This is a genomic window from Mycobacterium sp. DL440 (assembly GCF_011745145.1).
Lineage (GTDB): Bacteria > Actinomycetota > Actinomycetes > Mycobacteriales > Mycobacteriaceae > Mycobacterium.
The window spans coordinates 815,392-831,761 of the sequence record NZ_CP050191.1 but is presented as its reverse complement, the minus strand read 5'-3'; the positions used below and the strand labels follow the sequence as shown (position 1 = coordinate 831,761).

16 protein-coding genes are annotated in these 16,370 nt (G+C 62.1%); 7 read left to right on the top strand and 9 right to left on the bottom strand.

Annotation, left to right across the window (positions count from 1 at the left end; genetic code table 11):
- Nucleotides 1-11: 11 nt before the first annotated feature.
- Together HBE63_RS31685 and HBE63_RS31680 are read right to left on the bottom strand one after the other, a co-directional pair.
- On the bottom strand, nt 12-443 hold the full coding sequence (locus HBE63_RS31685; RefSeq protein WP_166903518.1) for an SDR family NAD(P)-dependent oxidoreductase: 432 nt from the start codon (nt 441-443) through the stop codon (nt 12-14).
- Nucleotides 440-1,057: an SDR family NAD(P)-dependent oxidoreductase gene (locus tag HBE63_RS31680; protein ID WP_166903516.1), complete on the bottom strand. Its 618-nt coding sequence runs from the start codon at nt 1,055-1,057 to the stop codon at nt 440-442. Before HBE63_RS31680 ends, HBE63_RS31685 begins: the two co-directional genes overlap by 4 nt.
- 214 nt (nt 1,058-1,271) lie before the next feature.
- Here HBE63_RS31680 and HBE63_RS04120 point away from each other — a divergent pair, with 214 nt between their 5' ends.
- A complete protein-coding gene (locus tag HBE63_RS04120) occupies nt 1,272-2,156 on the top strand; it encodes an SDR family oxidoreductase (protein ID WP_166903514.1) in 885 nt (294 codons plus the stop codon).
- On the top strand, nt 2,143-2,799 hold the full coding sequence (locus tag HBE63_RS04115) for a TetR/AcrR family transcriptional regulator (RefSeq protein ID WP_166903513.1): 657 nt from the start codon (nt 2,143-2,145) through the stop codon (nt 2,797-2,799). Before HBE63_RS04120 ends, HBE63_RS04115 begins: the two co-directional genes overlap by 14 nt.
- 20 nt (nt 2,800-2,819) lie before the next feature.
- On the opposite strand, the gene HBE63_RS04110 is transcribed toward HBE63_RS04115, so the two are convergent.
- The 3 genes from HBE63_RS04110 to HBE63_RS04105 form a co-directional block, all read right to left on the bottom strand.
- On the bottom strand, nt 2,820-3,329 hold the full coding sequence (locus tag HBE63_RS04110) for a hypothetical protein (RefSeq protein WP_166909352.1): 510 nt from the start codon (nt 3,327-3,329) through the stop codon (nt 2,820-2,822).
- Between the two features lie 80 nt (nt 3,330-3,409).
- Entirely contained in the window at nt 3,410-3,541 is a 132-nt protein-coding gene (locus HBE63_RS31675) for a hypothetical protein (RefSeq protein WP_256367916.1), read from the bottom strand.
- 122 nt (nt 3,542-3,663) lie between these two features.
- Entirely contained in the window at nt 3,664-4,530 is an 867-nt protein-coding gene (locus tag HBE63_RS04105) for a mycofactocin-coupled SDR family oxidoreductase (protein WP_166903511.1), read from the bottom strand.
- 319 nt (nt 4,531-4,849) lie between these two features.
- Here HBE63_RS04105 and HBE63_RS04100 point away from each other — a divergent pair, with 319 nt between their 5' ends.
- The 4 genes from HBE63_RS04100 to HBE63_RS04085 all read left to right on the top strand — a co-directional run bounded on the left by HBE63_RS04100 (nt 4,850) and on the right by HBE63_RS04085 (nt 10,306).
- Nucleotides 4,850-6,346, top strand: a complete 1,497-nt coding sequence (locus tag HBE63_RS04100; protein WP_166903509.1) for an aldehyde dehydrogenase family protein — start codon at nt 4,850-4,852, stop codon at nt 6,344-6,346.
- Nucleotides 6,347-6,413: 67 nt separating this feature from the next.
- Nucleotides 6,414-7,583 carry a Zn-ribbon domain-containing OB-fold protein gene (locus HBE63_RS04095; RefSeq protein ID WP_166903507.1) on the top strand — a complete coding sequence of 390 codons (1,170 nt, stop codon included), beginning with the start codon at nt 6,414-6,416 and terminating at the stop codon, nt 7,581-7,583.
- On the top strand, nt 7,580-8,749 hold the full coding sequence (locus HBE63_RS04090; protein WP_166903505.1) for a thiolase family protein: 1,170 nt from the start codon (nt 7,580-7,582) through the stop codon (nt 8,747-8,749). The genes HBE63_RS04095 and HBE63_RS04090 overlap by 4 nt, the downstream gene beginning before the upstream one ends.
- 717 nt (nt 8,750-9,466) lie before the next feature.
- Nucleotides 9,467-10,306: a hypothetical protein gene (locus HBE63_RS04085; protein WP_166903503.1), complete on the top strand. Its 840-nt coding sequence runs from the start codon at nt 9,467-9,469 to the stop codon at nt 10,304-10,306.
- A gap of 831 nt (nt 10,307-11,137) precedes the next feature.
- On the opposite strand, the gene HBE63_RS04080 is transcribed toward HBE63_RS04085, so the two are convergent.
- The 4 genes from HBE63_RS04080 to HBE63_RS04065 all read right to left on the bottom strand — a co-directional run bounded on the left by HBE63_RS04080 (nt 11,138) and on the right by HBE63_RS04065 (nt 14,583).
- Entirely contained in the window at nt 11,138-11,335 is a 198-nt protein-coding gene (locus tag HBE63_RS04080) for a ferredoxin (protein WP_166909350.1), read from the bottom strand.
- Nucleotides 11,336-11,485: 150 nt separating this feature from the next.
- Nucleotides 11,486-12,664, bottom strand: coding sequence for an amidohydrolase family protein (locus tag HBE63_RS04075; RefSeq protein ID WP_243858491.1), 1,179 nt, complete (start codon nt 12,662-12,664; stop codon nt 11,486-11,488).
- A 17-nt stretch (nt 12,665-12,681) separates the two neighbouring features.
- Nucleotides 12,682-13,845 carry an amidohydrolase family protein gene (locus HBE63_RS04070; protein ID WP_243858490.1) on the bottom strand — a complete coding sequence of 388 codons (1,164 nt, stop codon included), beginning with the start codon at nt 13,843-13,845 and terminating at the stop codon, nt 12,682-12,684.
- Between the two features lie 111 nt (nt 13,846-13,956).
- On the bottom strand, nt 13,957-14,583 hold the full coding sequence (locus tag HBE63_RS04065) for a TetR family transcriptional regulator (protein WP_166903499.1): 627 nt from the start codon (nt 14,581-14,583) through the stop codon (nt 13,957-13,959).
- A 441-nt stretch (nt 14,584-15,024) separates the two neighbouring features.
- Here HBE63_RS04065 and HBE63_RS04060 point away from each other — a divergent pair, with 441 nt between their 5' ends.
- The gene (locus HBE63_RS04060) at nt 15,025-16,242 is read left to right on the top strand and encodes a CaiB/BaiF CoA-transferase family protein (protein WP_166903497.1); all 1,218 of its coding nucleotides are present in this window, start codon (nt 15,025-15,027) and stop codon (nt 16,240-16,242) included.
- Nucleotides 16,243-16,370 lie beyond the last annotated feature (128 nt).

Below are 16,370 nucleotides of genomic sequence, written 5' to 3'. Positions count from 1 at the left end.
AGCGAATCTCGCTACTGCGGTTCGGTCGTCCCGCGTGTGACCGCCTCGACCAGCGCGTCGCCGCTGAACGACACTTCGCGATCTGACTGCTGCGCGTGGGTGCGGTCACACGCCGCGATGAGTTGGTCGTGGCGGTACTCCAGCAATGACCGGAATTCGGGATGTGTGATCACATAGAGTTCGTTGCTGCGTACCGCGTCGACGGTGAGCAGACCCACTTGGTAGGGATCCATCCCGTCGGGCGACGCCGACTGGCTGCTGACGTCGCCCGGCTCAGCATCGGTGTCAGGCAAACCGCGCGCACGCCGGGACGTCTGCCACAACCGGGACTGGACCCCGCCGGGGCATACGACGCTGACGCCGATGCCGTCGTCGGCCAACTCCGCGCCCAACGACTCCGCGAAGCCAACGAGGGCGAATTTGGTGGCTGTGTAGGCCGTCAAGCCCGGAATGCCACCGAACAGGCCCCCATGGATGCGGTGTTCACAATGTGGCCGCCCCCAGCGGCCACCATCGACTCGAGGAAATAATGGACACCGTTGAACGCACCATTGAGGTTGATGTCGATCACCCTGGTCCACAGCTCCGGTGTGACCTCCGCGAACTTCAGACCCAACGTGCTGATGCCGGCGTTGTTGCAGAGGAGTTGTACGGGCCCGAGTGTCGCCGCGACCTTCTCGGCGGCCGCCGCCCAGCCTGGTCGATCGGTCACATCCAGCGGCAGTGCGAGAACCTTCGCTCCAGAGCTTTCAAGGTCCGAAGCAGCCCGCCCCAGAGCGTCGGCATCGATATCAGCCATGGCGATCGCCATCCCTGCCTCTGCGAACGCGCGGGCCATGCCGAGCCCGATTCCGCCGGCCGAACCGGTAATGAACGCCACTTTGCCGTGCAGGTCACTGATCATGTGCATCCCCTTTGCCTCGTTCAGGTAGACGTAACTCCGGATTTCCGACCCTCGATGACCAAGACCCAAACTGGCTAGAAACAACCGGATTAAGTCATTCGCCTTATGTGATGAAGGCGACATTATCACCCCAGAACAGATCATCAATGTCATTTCCCACAAACGATGCAGGACGCTGCCATTATTCTCATCAGACCGGCACATCCCGTTGTGCCACAAGGGCGCCGCACCGCTGGACTGGTCCCTGCACCTGCGGTTGCCGTTTCCGTCACATTTAACAGCCGGGGCCGAGCTAAGCCCCTTGACTTACCTTCCGGCCGCGACTAGCTTGGCCCCGGCGGACGACTTAAGTCATCTACCATAAACAATGTCTGGAGCTGACATGGCCGACCCTAAAACATTTCGGAACGTCATCGTCGTCATTGGGTGCGGCGGAATGGGGCTGTCCGCGGCTCGGCGCCTAGCCAGCGGACGGCGCTTGTTACTGGCCGACTACTCGCCCACCCAGCTTGAGGCTGCGGTAACCGCACTCGAGACGGACGGACACACCGTCGAAGGCGTGCCAGTGAATATTGCGGACCGAGCCTCAGTGGAGACGTTGGCCGGCCTGGCCGGGGTCGCCGGGCGCATCGATGCGATCATCCACACTGCCGGCGTCTCCCCCAATCTGGCAACTGCCCGGCAGATCTACGAAGTCGACCTGCTCGGCACCGCGCACGTCATCGACGCCTTCCTCACCGTCGCTTCCCCGGGCACCTCCCTGGTGTGCGTGGCGAGTATGGCCGGGCAGTTCGCCGCGCTGCCCGATGATCTGGAACGCCACCTAGCGACCGCCCCTACCGATCAGCTTCTCGATCACTCTGGGATCGACCTGGACTCGTCGAATTCCGCCGCGGCGTACACGGTGGCCAAGCGCGGCAACCAGCTCCGCGTCCAGGCTGCCGCATACGCCTGGGGGCGCAATGGCGCGCGACTGAACACGATCAGCCCCGGCGTGATCTCCACACCGATGGGCGTGCAGGAGCTGGCGGGTCCGGCGGGCACGGTAATCCAGACGATCATCGATTCTTCGGGCGCGCGCCGCCTGGGTACCCCGGACGATATCGCCGCCGCTGCAGCGTTCCTGGCGGGTCCGGACTCCACGTTCATCACCGGCACTGATCTTCTGGTCGACGGCGGCGCCATCTCTGGGCAGCGATGGGCCAGCGGCTTCACGGTCTCGCCCCAGGACTCGGGCGATGAGCAAGGCTAACGCCCCGACCAAGGCCGACCGCGGCAACGAAACGCGTGAGCTGATCCTCGGCACGGCCGAACGGCTCTTCGCCGAACGCGGGGTTACAGCAGTGTCGAACCGTCAGATCAGCGACGCGGCAGGCCAGTTCAACAACTTCGTTGTCGGCTACCACTTTGGCACCAAGACCGACCTCGTGCTCGCGATCGCGCGGCGCCACAACGCAGTCACCGAAGGGCGCCGTCAAGAAATGCTCACACAGCTCACGGCCTCATCCGATCTGCGCGAGTGGGTTGCTTGCCTCATCAAGCCAGTCACGGAACACCTTGCCGCGATGGGAAACCCCAGTTGGTACGCACGCTTCGCCGCCCAGATCACCACCGATCCAGCCCTCCGCCAGATCGTGATCGACGAGGCGGTCGCATCACCGTCGATGCAACAGACCATCGACGGAATTTCCCAGCACCTGTCGGTCCTGCCCGAACAGGTACGCCAGGAACGCGCCGACATGAGCCGGCAACTGCTCGTGCACACCTGCGCCGAACGGGAACGCGCCTTGCACGACGGCCGAGCTGTTCCCCGAGCTACCTGGGAGGCCGTCGCCACCGGGCTCATCGACGCCACAGCCGGGCTGTGGCTGGCTCCGTTCACCGCCACGAGCTGACCACGAAGACCCGAAGCGGATCAACTGATCCGCGGGTCGAGGCGCGCGAGGGAGCGGACGACAGTCCCACACTGAAATGCCTCCGCGTCGGCGACAGCTGTCGACGACGGATCGCACGCCGCGCCAAGTGCTTGCGCTTTGAACACGCGCGCCGCGCGGCTCAGCCGATGCCGTGCTCCCCCGATAATGCGATGCAGTTCCTCGGGCCAGGGCTCCCCCCACAGAGTGACTTCGCCCAGCCCATGCTCGAACGCGCGCAAGACAGCGTGCCTCACACTTTCATCACAGTGCAGTAGTTCCGCTGCGACCGCGAGATTATGCGGGTACGGACGCTGTTCCCAAGTTGTCGATGTCAGCTCGAGCGCATCAGCTCCCAGGATGTGCAGTGGACGGAAATCGCCACTAGCACAGACCATCACGGTCACATCCCATCCGGCCATACTGTGGTCGAACAACCACCCGCCGGCCGACTTCACCACGTCCAGCACGTTCGGCGCGATGACGTCCAGCCGATATCTTGTGTCAGGCAGGGCAATTCCCCGCCCAATCAGGGCGGTGGGAGAACCCTCTGATCGCGATCCGAGGTGTCTGCGGTCGCGCCCGATGTCAGTCACTGGCCGACAGGGCCTTTCCTTGTTTCCGCGTGAGCGCCGTGAGCGCCGTCGAGGCCATCAGTAGCCTTGACGATGATGACCTGCCTATCACATACCTGATTCTTCAATCGGGTGCCGTTCTTGATCATGAATACTCCTTGGTACTACCCGACCACACCTACCACCCAGTCATGAGGCCACTGCGCGCGCAGCGGGAAACGTGCTGGCGTACTTGATCTGTCACCACACGCGCAGAGCCCAGATCAGCGCATCATGCGTGGTAGTCGTACCACTTGAGATAGCCGCCGGCGTCGACGCGCAACTGCATACCAGTGACATACCGTGCTTCGTCGGAAGCCAGCCATAGGACCGCATTGCTGATGTCCTCGGGCTCGACGTACGGGACATTCATGGCCTGCTGGACCGGAAATGCCAGCTCGGCGTCAGCGCGGGTGGGGTTTTCGAGGTCCGGCCGGAACATCCGATACAGCGGCTCATTGTGCAGCATTGTGGTGTTGCAGTTCGTCGGATGGATGACATTTGCGCGGATGCCGCGTGAGGCCAGTTCGCCCGCGAGGCTGTAAACGTACTGCGTGAGAAGTCTTTTCGAGTGCGTGTAAGCGGCACCGCCAGTATCTGCGCCCAGAGGAAGGTTTGGGTTGTTGGCGATCTCCATCAGCGCGGCCACAGAACCCGTTGCGATGATCGAACCGCCTTCGCCCAGATGGGGCAAGCCAGCCTGGATGGCGTTGATGGTTCCGATCAGGTTGGTATTCATCACGTCACACCAGGCCTGTAGCGGCGCCTGGCTTTGCATGCCGAGAATCCCAGCCTGCGCCACGACGATGTCGAGCCTCCCGAATTCGGCGATGCCGGTTTCCAGCGCCTCGCGCAGTTGAGTGGCCTCACGCACATCGACCTGAGCCGTCACCACTCCTTGGCCCGTCTTCTCGACCAGTCGCGCCGTCTCGTCGAGATCCTCGACCCGCGCGAGGGGGTATTCAATCGACTCGATGTCCTGGCACAGGTCCACGGCAATGATGTCGGCACCTTCCTCTGCCAATCGAACCGCGTGACTGCGACCCTGACCGCGAGCAGCGCCCGTGACGAACGCGACTTTGCCTGCAACTCGTCCCACTTGGATTCCTTCCACTGTTGGTTCGCCGATGCCATCTATTGCGGTTCGGCGGATCAGGCCACACCATGCGTGTTGCGCCGTCCGTGCTGCGGCCCTTATCCCGATCGATGGAACGTCACAGGTCCAAACTGCAGTCTCGTTACAATACATCTCAGGCCGCCAACTGGATAGACATTCGTCCTCGATCGATGACTCAAATCCCGTCCCTTACAGCACGTATGCCAGGAAAAGATAGTTTTCCAATTTGACTCGAAGTCGCGACGTTAGACGGTATAGTGTGCGATAACTAGAATCTGGTTCATATACCCGAGGAGTATCGATGTCCGCTGAAAGCACCGCAGTGACGACGGCCGGTGATCGTCCGGCGGAGGCGATCCATCGCCGCCTGCTGATTGATGGTCGACTCATCGAAGCCAGCAAGGTGTTTCCTTCGATCAATCCCGCCACCGGCGCTGTGCTGGGCCACGCCCCCGACGCGTCCGTTGCTGACACCGAAGCCGCGGTGGCCGCGGCACGGCGCGCCTTCGACAACACAGACTGGTCGACAAACGTCGAACTGCGCATCCGTTGCCTCGAGCAGTTGCACCAGGTGCTGATCGAGCACCGCGACGAGCTCGCCCACCTACTCATCACCGAAGCCGGGTCCACACCGTTTCTGAACGAGGGTCCTCAGCTGGACGACCCGATTGCGACCGTTCGCTACTACGCCGACGTGCTGAAGAGCTTCCCGATGAGCGAAGACCTCGGCAACATCGAGTGCCGCGGCGCGCAGCACCACCGCTGGGTGGAGAAAGAGGCCACCGGTGTCGTAGCTGCCATCGTCGCCTACAACTATCCAATCCACCTGTCCCTGGCCAAGCTTTCGCCGGCACTGGCAGCAGGATGCACCGTCGTGCTCAAGGCTCCACCGGACACGCCACTGATCACCCTTGCGTTGGGCGAGCTGATTGCCAACCACACGGATATCCCCGCCGGAGTGGTCAATGTTCTAAGCTCTTCGGATCCTGCGGTAGGACCGGCGTTGACCACCAGTCGTGATGTCGATTTGGTTACCTTCACGGGCTCGACCGTGACCGGCCGGCGGATCATGGCCGCGGCGAGTGAAACCGTCAAACACGTCTTCCTCGAACTGGGTGGCAAATCGGCGGGGATCCTGCTCGACGACGCGGACTTGGCAACCTGCGCCCTGACGTCGGCGTTTATGATCGCGACCCACGCCGGGCAGGGTTGTGCGCTCACCACTCGCTTGGTGGTACCGAAACAACATCACGATGAGATCGTCGACCTCATCGTCGAGAACTTGGCCCACGTGGCGTACGGCGATCCCGCCGATCCCAACGTCTACATGGGGCCATTGATCAACGAGCGCCAACGCGACAAGGTGCATGGCATGGTCCAGCGGGCCGTGGAAGCCGGAGCCAAGCTGGTCGTGGGAGGCGAGAAGGTCGACGGTCCCGGCTATTTCTACAAGCCGACGCTGCTGACCAACGTGGATCCCGACAGCGAGATTGCGCAGGAAGAGATCTTCGGTCCCGTCCTCGTGGTGATCGGCTACGACGACGTGGACGACGCCGTACAGATCGCCAACAATTCCATCTACGGCCTCGCCGGTGCCGTGTTCGGCCGTGACGAGGATCGTGCCCTTGCCGTGGCGCGCCGGATCCGAGCCGGCGCCTTTTCGATCAACGGTGGAAACTTCTTCAGCATCGACACTCCCTTCGGCGGCTACAAACAATCAGGTGTCGGCCGGGAGATGGGCCTGGCGGGGCTCGAGGAGTATTTGGAGAGCAAGACATTCGCAACGGTGGTCGAATGACTGCGCTACCTGCGAGCGCCTTCTACCTCCGAAACGCTCGCGCCGTAATCTAGGCGCGGAGCATTCGATGCCCTACGTCTCAGCTATCGGCACCTACCTACCCTGTTGGGGTAGCGACCGTCACCGGGCGCCCGGTGACGACGAGGACGCGATCACCCTTGCCGTTGAAGCGGGCCGTGCCGCCCTGCATTCCGACGGACCGGTCGAACGTGTCGTTCTGGTGAGCCGCGATCTACCCCTACTGGAAACCAGCAACGCCGCGGTACTGCTGGCCGGCCTCGGTCTCGACCCGGAGCTTGAGGTCACGGAGCGGTTGGGCGGAGCGCCGGCGACGCTGGATGCACTCAGCTCGGCCCGTCCCCGCACCATGATCATCGGTGTCGACCTAGGCCCGGCCGGAGCTGCGGCCATCGTCACTTCCGACCACGGCTTGCACGTGCGCACTGCTGCCCGGGTCGCACGCAGTCTGCCCGTACGCACCCGCAGGGCCGGCGGCGTCGTGCACGACTACGGCGACCCGCGACTACTCCACGAACGCGGCCTGGTGGCCTCACTCTCCGCGGCCTGGCTCGACACGCCCGTAGCCGTTGCGGGGATCGACCGTAAGCAGGCTGCGGAGCTCTGCGGTGGCGACCCTGCCGAATTACCCACCACCGGAGCCAGTTCCAGCCTCTTCGCGCTCGCAAACTTGGTGGACACGGCGACCACTGGGCCGCTGGTTGCGGTTGAGCAGGCCAGCTTATCCGGTATCACCGTCGCAGGCGGCACCGCGACGGTGATACGACGCGAGCCGGCAGCACGAGCGGTGCTCGAGACCACATTTGTCCCTGGCAGCGATATCCCGATCTCGCTGGCCGCCTACGAGCGGGCATTTGAGGCCAAGGTTCGTTGGGAGGCCGGCAAGTACGGCGACAGCGACGAGCTTGACTTCCCGCCGCGGTACCGGCTCGGCGACGACTGCAAGCTGAACTCCGATTACCACCTGGTTCCTCTACCGCGAACCGGCACGGTCTATACCGAAGTGACGGTGCACATCCCAGTGCCGGGCCTACGCACGCCCTACTCGCTGGTGCTCGTCGAGCTCGACGATGTGGGCGTGCGCGCACTGGTCAAAATGACGGGAGCGCAGCCCGGATCAGTAGACATCGGGGATCGTGGCCGCTTGGCGCTTCGGCGCGTGGCGATGCGATCCGGGGTCCCCGATTACAGCTATGCGTTCGAACCAGCGGCGACGTGAGAAACGTCGCGATCGTTGGCGCCGGCATGACACCGTTCGCCGAACACTTTGCCCTCGGTATCAAAAACCTTCTACCGATGGCCTTTTCCGAATGCGCGGCCAGCGTCGACAAGGGACTGAACAAGGCCGATGTGCAGGCCGCGTGGTTCGGCACCATCGGCACCACGGACGGACTGCCGTCGGGGATCCTCGCCGACACCCTCGGCTTGCGCGACGTGCCCGTGACCCGGGTGGAGAACTCCTGCGCCACTGGCAACGACGCAGTCCGAAACGCCCTATTCGGCATCGCCTCCGGAGCAATCGATGTTGCGCTCGTGATAGGTGCGGACAAGCCTGGCGACACCACCACCAAAGATCTGCTGTGGGAATGGGAGGCGACGGCACGCGATATGGCCTGGGACTATCCCCTCGGGCTGGTGGGACCCGCCGGCTTTGCCTTGCATGTGAAGCGCTATCTGCACGAGTCTCCAGCGACCCGCGAGCACCTGGCCATGGTCGCTGTGAAGAACCACCGGCACGGCGTCAGCAACCCCAAGGCTCGCCTGCGCTTCGAGATCACGCGTGAGCAAGCACTTGACGCGCCGACCGTCGTGACTCCATTTGGCGTCTACGACTGCGCGCCACAAAGCGACGGAGCCGCCGCGCTGATACTCGCCGCCGACGAAGTCGTGGACCGTTTCACCGATCGACCAGTATGGATACGCGGTGTCGGACTCGGCCTGGAATCGGTGATGCACCAGCATAAACCGGATATGACGACTTTCCCTGCTTCAGTTCGCGCCGCCAAGCAAGCATTCTCCATGGCGGGGATGTCACCGTCGGATGTCGACGTCGCCGAAGTGCACGACTTCTTCACCGGTATCGAGTTGATGAGCTACGAGGACCTTGGATTCGCCGACCGGTTCGGCGCCTACAAGCTGCTGGAGGCAGAAGTCACAACCATTGGCGGCGCATTACCGGTCAACCCGAGTGGCGGCTTGAAAGCCAAAGGCCACCCGCCAGGCGCAACGGGTGTGGCACAGTGCGTTGAACTGTTTGAACAGCTCCGCGGCAGCGCTGCCAATCAAGTCGACGGTGCCCGAGTTGGCCTGGCGCACAACATCGGTGGTCCCACGGCGGTGTCAGCGGTCACCATTCTGGAATGCCCTGGTCGCCACGGGCGATAGGAGTAACGTCGTCACCGCCTAGCGCGAGAATCGCCTCTCTTGACCGGAAACAGCGCCGAAAATTCGGTAACCACTCGCTGACCAGCTTGCGCATCTGAGGTGATCCGGTGAGTCCATCGTGACGATGAACCTGGAACGTACTGGCCCCTGCGTCGCGGCCTCGCTCATGTCGAGGTTGAAACCCACGGCAGACGACTTTGTTTCAAAGTCCTTGTGCGCTGGCGCGGTATTTTCGCACCGCGCTAGCACATATGTTGTACACAGAGTCGAAGAAGACATCGGACCGTACTCGTTGCGCGTCGCGCCCCAAACTATTGGCGCTGTGCGCTACGAATGCGCCTGGCATCGGCCCGAATTGGGTGTAGCACTTGCCGCATCACGAACCGCGACAATCAGCCGGCTTGCCGTTCATAGCAATGTTCGGCGGCCGCTTGACCGGTGACCTGGGTCACGTTACCATCCCCTTGAGAAACGTTAATATCCTCTCGAGAAAATGCGGTTACCGGAGATCATACGTACCGGCGACGACTCCATCGTTTCGGCACGGGCCTCGGGTCAACCCGCACGATCCCGCACACGTCGTCGCGAGAACTGGCTCCAACGCAACGCCATAATCGCCGGCGATCAGCAGCGCACGCGCGGTAATCGAGCTATGACGGCGGGGCGACCTTGGCACCGCATCGATTTTCGCAACTCCACGGAAGGGATTTACCAACGATGACCCAGCAATCCGACTTCGCGCGACCGGTTGCTTCACACCGAAAACGCATTTACATCGCAGTCGCTGTGATTTCCGCCGTAACCACCTTGATTCCCGTCCTGCTGGTCGCATTTAAGGTAATACCTCCCCAACCAGCTGACTTCATCTGGGCCGTCATCAACTGCGTGCTGTTGCCGATCCCGCTGTTCGTGGTCTGGTGGGATGCTCCGGGCGAGAACCGAACGATGCAACAGAAGATTTACGAATTCATCCTCGTCTGGTTCCCTGTGACGGCCCTAACCGAGATCTGGTGGGAACTGCCGTGGTTGATCCTGGACCTGTTCGGCGTCATGAAAGGCGCAGGCCCCGACGACCATTCGGTCTGGGTGTGGTGGGCCTACGGGGTGGCCGACACGCGTTACCTAACCGGCAATAGCAGCGTATGGGCTATGGAATTGGTGGCCGTGATCGCAGGCATCATCTTCGCCATCTCCTGGATTGGGCTGGTGCGCAATAAGGCTGGGTATGACGCCGAAAAGCGAATCCGGCCCCTGTTTCTCGGCCTCGTGGGATGTGCCATTTCCTCCGCTGTTGTGACGATCTACTACGTGACGGAGTTTCGTAGCGGTTTCGCGGACATCGGTCTCGGATTGTGGGAAGGCATCATCTTCAGGTTCATCCTCTGGAACATCTGCTGGGTGTTCGTACCATTTATCTCGATCCCGCTCCTCATCAAGCAGATCGACTCCTCGTACCGCGCATTGGGCGCAAAGTTCGATGGGACAACACCAACAGCGCCCGAGCCTGCGCGATCACCGACGTCTGGCAGAAAGACCCATTCCGACATTGGAGTTTGATACCCGACGAAAGAGCCCGGCGCGCCGTTTCGGCCGCCGGGCTCTACTTCTATGGCGACATTGGCCACTCAGGGCGGCCACACCCACTGCTCCACTGAAATCACCCTCCTATCAATGACGGGGGTCAAAATTCACCCGTCGATAGGGGGTCAGTTTTCAGTCGTCGTCAACACGACCTGCAGAACCGGCTGCTCATCCTGGCCAAAGACAAAACCCAACAGATCTACCTGGCCTCGCTCCCGGCGGAACTGCCCGATGTCCGCAAGGGTGTGCACGCCAAAACCGTCTAACACCCACCGTGATTTCGCGGGCACCTTGACGTGAGGCACCACGGAGAGCCGCCGCGGTTATGACTTTTGTCGTGTCACCCGGCCTCGCCGTAGACATCGACAGCCGGGTGGCCCCCAGCAGCGGAAGACGTCGTTCTCCGCGGGTGGCCTACCACACCTGCTTGGTGCCACTTGGTTCGCAATCATTTGGGCACCCGGGAGGTCCTTGAGACCAGCGGTGTCGTGCATTTCATGCGGAACTGCCGCCGATGATGGCGGCAGTCGAGACGGCTTCAGGTGAACCCCAATGCTGTTGGACCGCAATGGGATCAGGTCTCAGTTGGTCCAATAGCCCGATCGAACGGCTGAATAGGCAATTCAAACGCCGCGCGATGTCGTGGAGATGCTCCCCAATCCTGCGGCGCCCCATGGACGAACTACAGGTGGTCATCGCAGGGTCCGTGCGCTACCAACAGCGCGATTGGCACCGGCCCACAGACATCAAGCTGGCCGACTCGCACTATGCCCATCGGCCGCACCCGGTCGTCCGCGCAGCCGCGAACTACTCGACGATGGCGATCGCCTGGCGCGGACACTGGCGAACCGCCTCGTGCACTTCCGCTTCGTTCTCGGGCGTGACGTCGTCCTGGAGAAGATTCAGATTGTCAACGTCGTCCAGTTCGAAAACCTCCGGCATCAACCCCATGCAGACGCCGTTACTCTCACACACGCTGTAATCGACGACGATCTTCATCGCAATAACCCCTACTGGATGTTGGGCCGAAGTCGTCAGTCACGGTGCTCAGCCCACGGCGAGGGCCGTACCGAGGCAGACATTTCTCCTCCTCGGTACGACCCTCGACCATAGAGGCACCCCTCGGACCCTCCGGAATCTCGGCTGGCTGCGTTCTCAATCCACGTGATAGATGCGTGCAGCGTTGTCGTGCAGGATCTTTCGCAGAGAACGGTCGGGGACACCGGCCAGTGCGCCGGCCACGTAGTCGCGAGGCGCCTCGGCGATCGAAGCCGGCCCCGGTGCCATTGATGTCGGATGCGGAAAGTCGGTCTCGTAGAGGATGTTGTCGGGACCGAGCAGCTCGATGGCCTGCACCGCTGTTTCCCTCTCGAACCAGAAGCAGCCGTAGATCTGGCGCTTGAAATACTCGCTCGGCAGCAGGTCGTACTCCGGGTGCTCCATCGTGACCGCACAGTTCTGCCACTGCCAGTCCATCGCCGACAGGGCGAACGGCAACCAGCCGATGCCGCTCTCCACCGACACGAAATTGAGCCGCGGGAATCGATGGCACACGCCGCCGAAGGTCAGCTTGGAAATCGTCGAGGCGTTACCGAGGAAAAAGGAGACCCCGAATGACGCGAAGTGCGCCCGTTCACCATGCTCGGGTGCCGAACCGCGCACATTGGACACATCGCCGGCGGCGATGTGGAAGTTCACCGGCACATCGAGGTCCTGGCACACAGCCCAGATCGGGTCCCAGAATGGGGAAGTCAGCGGCTTTTGGCCCCATCCCTCCGGCTCACCCGACAGCATCACTCCCTTGTGACCGTTACCGACTGCGCGTTCGATCTCCTTGACAGCCAAGTCGATATCCCAGAACGGCACCGCCGCAATCGGTATGAAGCGGCCAGGAGCCTCGTTCGCGTAGTCGACGAGATAGTCGTTGTAGGCCTCGACACAGGCCAACATCAACTCTTCATGCTTGATCTGCATGAACCGTCCCGTCCCGAATCCCGCAACGTTCGGATACAGCACCTGGGCGTGAATCCCGAACTCGTCCATCTTCGACACCCGCTGGGGCACATCCCAAGTCGACGGGTGGGCGTCGGCAATCTTGAGCGGGTGCAGTGGCGGATATTCGTGCCAGAACGCCATCGCGGGCGTGGCCGCACCATAGATCCGCGTCTCGCCGAAGTGCCAGAACTCTTCACCGGTGGCGTCGTCGGTGCGTACATGAGGAACGAGATCGCCCCACTTCTTCACCGAGATGCGCGATGTCCATAGATCCGGTGGTTCGATGACGTGAGTATCGGCGTCGATGACCTTGACCTCATCGAAGATGGTGGTAGCCACGGGTAATCCTCTCTAGCTCAGGGTAGTTCAGCGGGTAGCTGGAATAGTTTGATCGCGTTGCCCCGCACGACCTTCTCGATCTCTTCGGGAGTCAATGTGGCCATGGATTTTTCGGCGTAGCCCAGCGTGTTCGGCCAAAGCGAATCTTGGTGCGGGTAATCGCTCTCAAAGGTGATCTGGTCGATACCGATCACGTCTCGCGACGCAAGCCCGAAGTCGTCTTCGAAGAAGCATCCGAAGATCCGACCGGCCATATATGTGCTCGGTGGACGGACAATCAGGGGGTTGATGTCGGCTCCGGCACGATTCTTCGACCACAGGTTGTCGAGACGCTCGAGCACGAAGGGCATCCAGCCGATCTGGCTTTCCGAGAACGCAACCTTGATGTTCGGATACCGGGCCAGCACGCCGGACGTCAGCCAGTCGATCATCGAGAGCTGCGAGTTGATGAACAGCGCTGCCTGTCGAGCGATCCGGGGCGCGTCATTCGAGCTCTTGCTGAACCGAGAAGCCGACCCGATGTGAATGCAAATCGTGGTTCCGGTCTCTTCGCACGCCGCGAAGAAGGGGTCCCAGTGCTGATCAGCGTCGTGCAGGGTGGGCAGACCGAGGTAGGCAGGCAACTCTGTGAACGCAACGGCCCGCACTCCCCTCGCCGCGTTGCGACGTACCTCCGCCCCAGCCGCGACGGGATCCCAAAGTGGGATCAGGCACAACGGGATCAGCCGGCCGCCGCTGTCGCCGCACCATTCATCGACCATCCAATCGTTGTAGGCGAGCACACATGCCATTGCCAGTTCTTTGTCGCTGGCTTCTAGGAACGTCTGCCCACAAAACCGGGGAAAGGTCGGGAAGCACAGCGAACGCTCGATGTGGTTGGCGTCCATGTCTTCCAGTCGCGGCTTCAGGTCGTAGAAGCCGGGACGCATCTCTGCAAAGGACACCGGCTGGTAGTCGATCTCGCTCGCCTCGAGACCTACTGCGGCCGAACCGTTCTTGATGACTGCACGGAGGTCCTCGTACGCCCAGAAGTCGGTCTCGGGGCCGGTCACGGCAATCGTCACATTAGTAGCGTCATCGATGGCGTACGGAGCGCGGATAACCTTGGGGCCCCGTTCGGAAAACTTCGTGGGTAACCATCGTTTCCAGAGGTCCGGCGGCTCAATGACGTGGTCGTCCACGGAAATTATGGGAGGTATCACAGCCGTCATGGAAAACGACGTTACCATCTTATGCGCATGGCCGCTACACGCCGGTCGCGAACCGAAGACGAAAGGAACGAAAGATGGGCCTCAGCTGAGCGGTGAGAAGATCAGGTCGATTGTCCGATCTGCGTGCCGCTCGACGTCCGCGATGGTGCATCGACCCACGGCCCACGAGCGAAGTGCGCGGTACATGACGGACTGCACCACATACGCAACAGCTTCGGCCTGCGTTGGGGACATGTCCCGCACACTCGCGAGAATCACACTGTCGTAGCGCTGCGAGAATTGTTGAAGCAGCACTTTGGAGTTCGGGTCGTCGGACCTCTCAAGGATCATCTCGGCACGCATCATCTGCGGCCACTTTTGATGCGATTCGATGACCCGTCGCAGGACGCTCCGAAGCCGCTCCGCATCCGTGTCAGCCTGCACGCCTCCCGGTCCGAGGTGCGGAATCACCCCGGCGCCCCACTCGGCTAGAGCAGCCGCGTAAAGGTGCTCCTTAGAGGAGAAATAACGGTAGACGGTGCCGAGCGCCACGTCGGATCGTTGCGCGACATCACGCATCTGCACCGTGCCGTATTCGCGTTCTTCGATCAGCTCGATAGCGGCGTGAACTATGCGCTGACGCCGCCGCCGACGGTGTGCCGATAGTCCAGCCGGGTCGTAGTCGACGCGCTCTTCGACGTCTTCTTGGCGGCTCGGATCACGCGTCATACGCTGAGGCTACCGGGCGGTACGGGTCGATCGGGGTAACCACCGGCCCAGTCGCTGATCACCGAGGTCCTTGTCATCGGTTTCCACCCCGCACACCGAAACTGTAATTGGATTCTAGATGCGGGGCAAGCCCCTTCAGCGCCGCCGACGACGAGCGCGGAGCCGGCGGGCTCGATTTCCACCACCGGTGACCACCCCCACCTTCATGCTCCCCTGCCTCGTGCCGCAACTGCGTCAGACCGCACAGAGGTCGAACGCAGTCGTCAGGTTCATGGTAGCTTGACGAATCAGAACGAGATTGCGATTCTCGTTCAGGACGGTCGTCGCCAACCGACTCGACGGAACCGGGCCCCTCGCGGCCTCGACCGTTCTTGCGAGAACGGCGACGAAGTACGCACGAACGGGCACATCCTTCGGCCACCACCAAACCCGGGAGAACACATGACCGCTGTGATGCAAGGTGTTCGAATTCTCGAAGTCGCCGATCACACATTCGTCCCGGCCGCCTCTGCACTTCTGGCTGACTGGGGAGCAGACGTCGTCAAGATCGAGCACGTTGAGCGTGGCGACGCGATGCGAGCGTTGGCCTCAACCGGTGTCACTACCGTCCCCACGGACGTGCACGTCCTCCTCGAACATGCCAATCGCGGCAAGCGCAGCCTCGCCCTGGACCTCACCTCCGAGGACGGGCGGGAGGTTCTGTACCAATTGGCCCAGACCTCAGACGTATTCCTCACCAACAAGCTCCCGGGTGTGCGCACGAAGCTCAAGATCGACGTCGACGACATCCGGGCGCACAACGAACGGATCATCTACGCCCGCGGCACCGGCCAAGGGGAGCGTGGCCCTCAAGCGGACCGGGGGTCGTTCGACTCCCTGTCATTCTGGGCGCGCTCAGGCGTCGCCGTTGGCATCATGCGCGAAGAATACGGCCATGTTCCCGTGATGCCGGCACCTGGCTTCGGCGACTCGATCGGTGCCATGACGATCGCCGGCGGGATCATGGGTGCCCTGTTCCACCGCGAGCGCACAGGCGCGGCAACCGAAATCGACGTTTCCCTGCTCGGGACCGGCATGTGGGCGATGGGCAACGCCATCGCATTGGCCCTGCTACTCGACAAAGCCTGGACCCCGCCGCCCGCCAACGCCATCTCAATGAACCCGCTCATGAGTTACTACCAAACCAAGGACGGGCGCTGGCTGAGCTTCTCATGTCTCCAGGGCGGCAAGTATTGGCCCATTCTCTGCGACGTCATCGAGCGACCAGACCTCGCCGCCGATCCACGCTTCGCGGACTACACCTCCCTGCTCAACAATCACCTCGACGCGATCGGCGTGCTGCGAAAGGTGTTCGCAGAGCGAACTCTCGATGAATGGCATCTCAAGCTCGATGACTTCGCCGGCCAGTGGGCGGTGGTGCAGGATGCGCGAGAGACCGCGGCAGATGCTCAGGCAATCGCCAATGGCTATCTGCAAGACTGCGAGACGGCAGAAGGCAAGCCATTTCGTCTCGTTTCGGCACCGGTCCAATTCGATCGGAAACCTGCACCGACGGCACGGGCGCCCCAATTCAACGAGCACGGGGATGAGATCTTGGCGGAGCTCGGCCTCAGCTGGGACGCAATAGTGGACCTCAAGGTCCGTGGAGCTATCGGGTAGTGGACAAGCGGCTTCGCGCGAACAGCGTCAGCGCACCCCTCTCCTTGATCAGCCCCGCAGAATCGTGCCGGCTGAGCTTGAAACCGCCGTATCGACGACATTGGGCCGTCCGGTCCGCGAAGCTGATC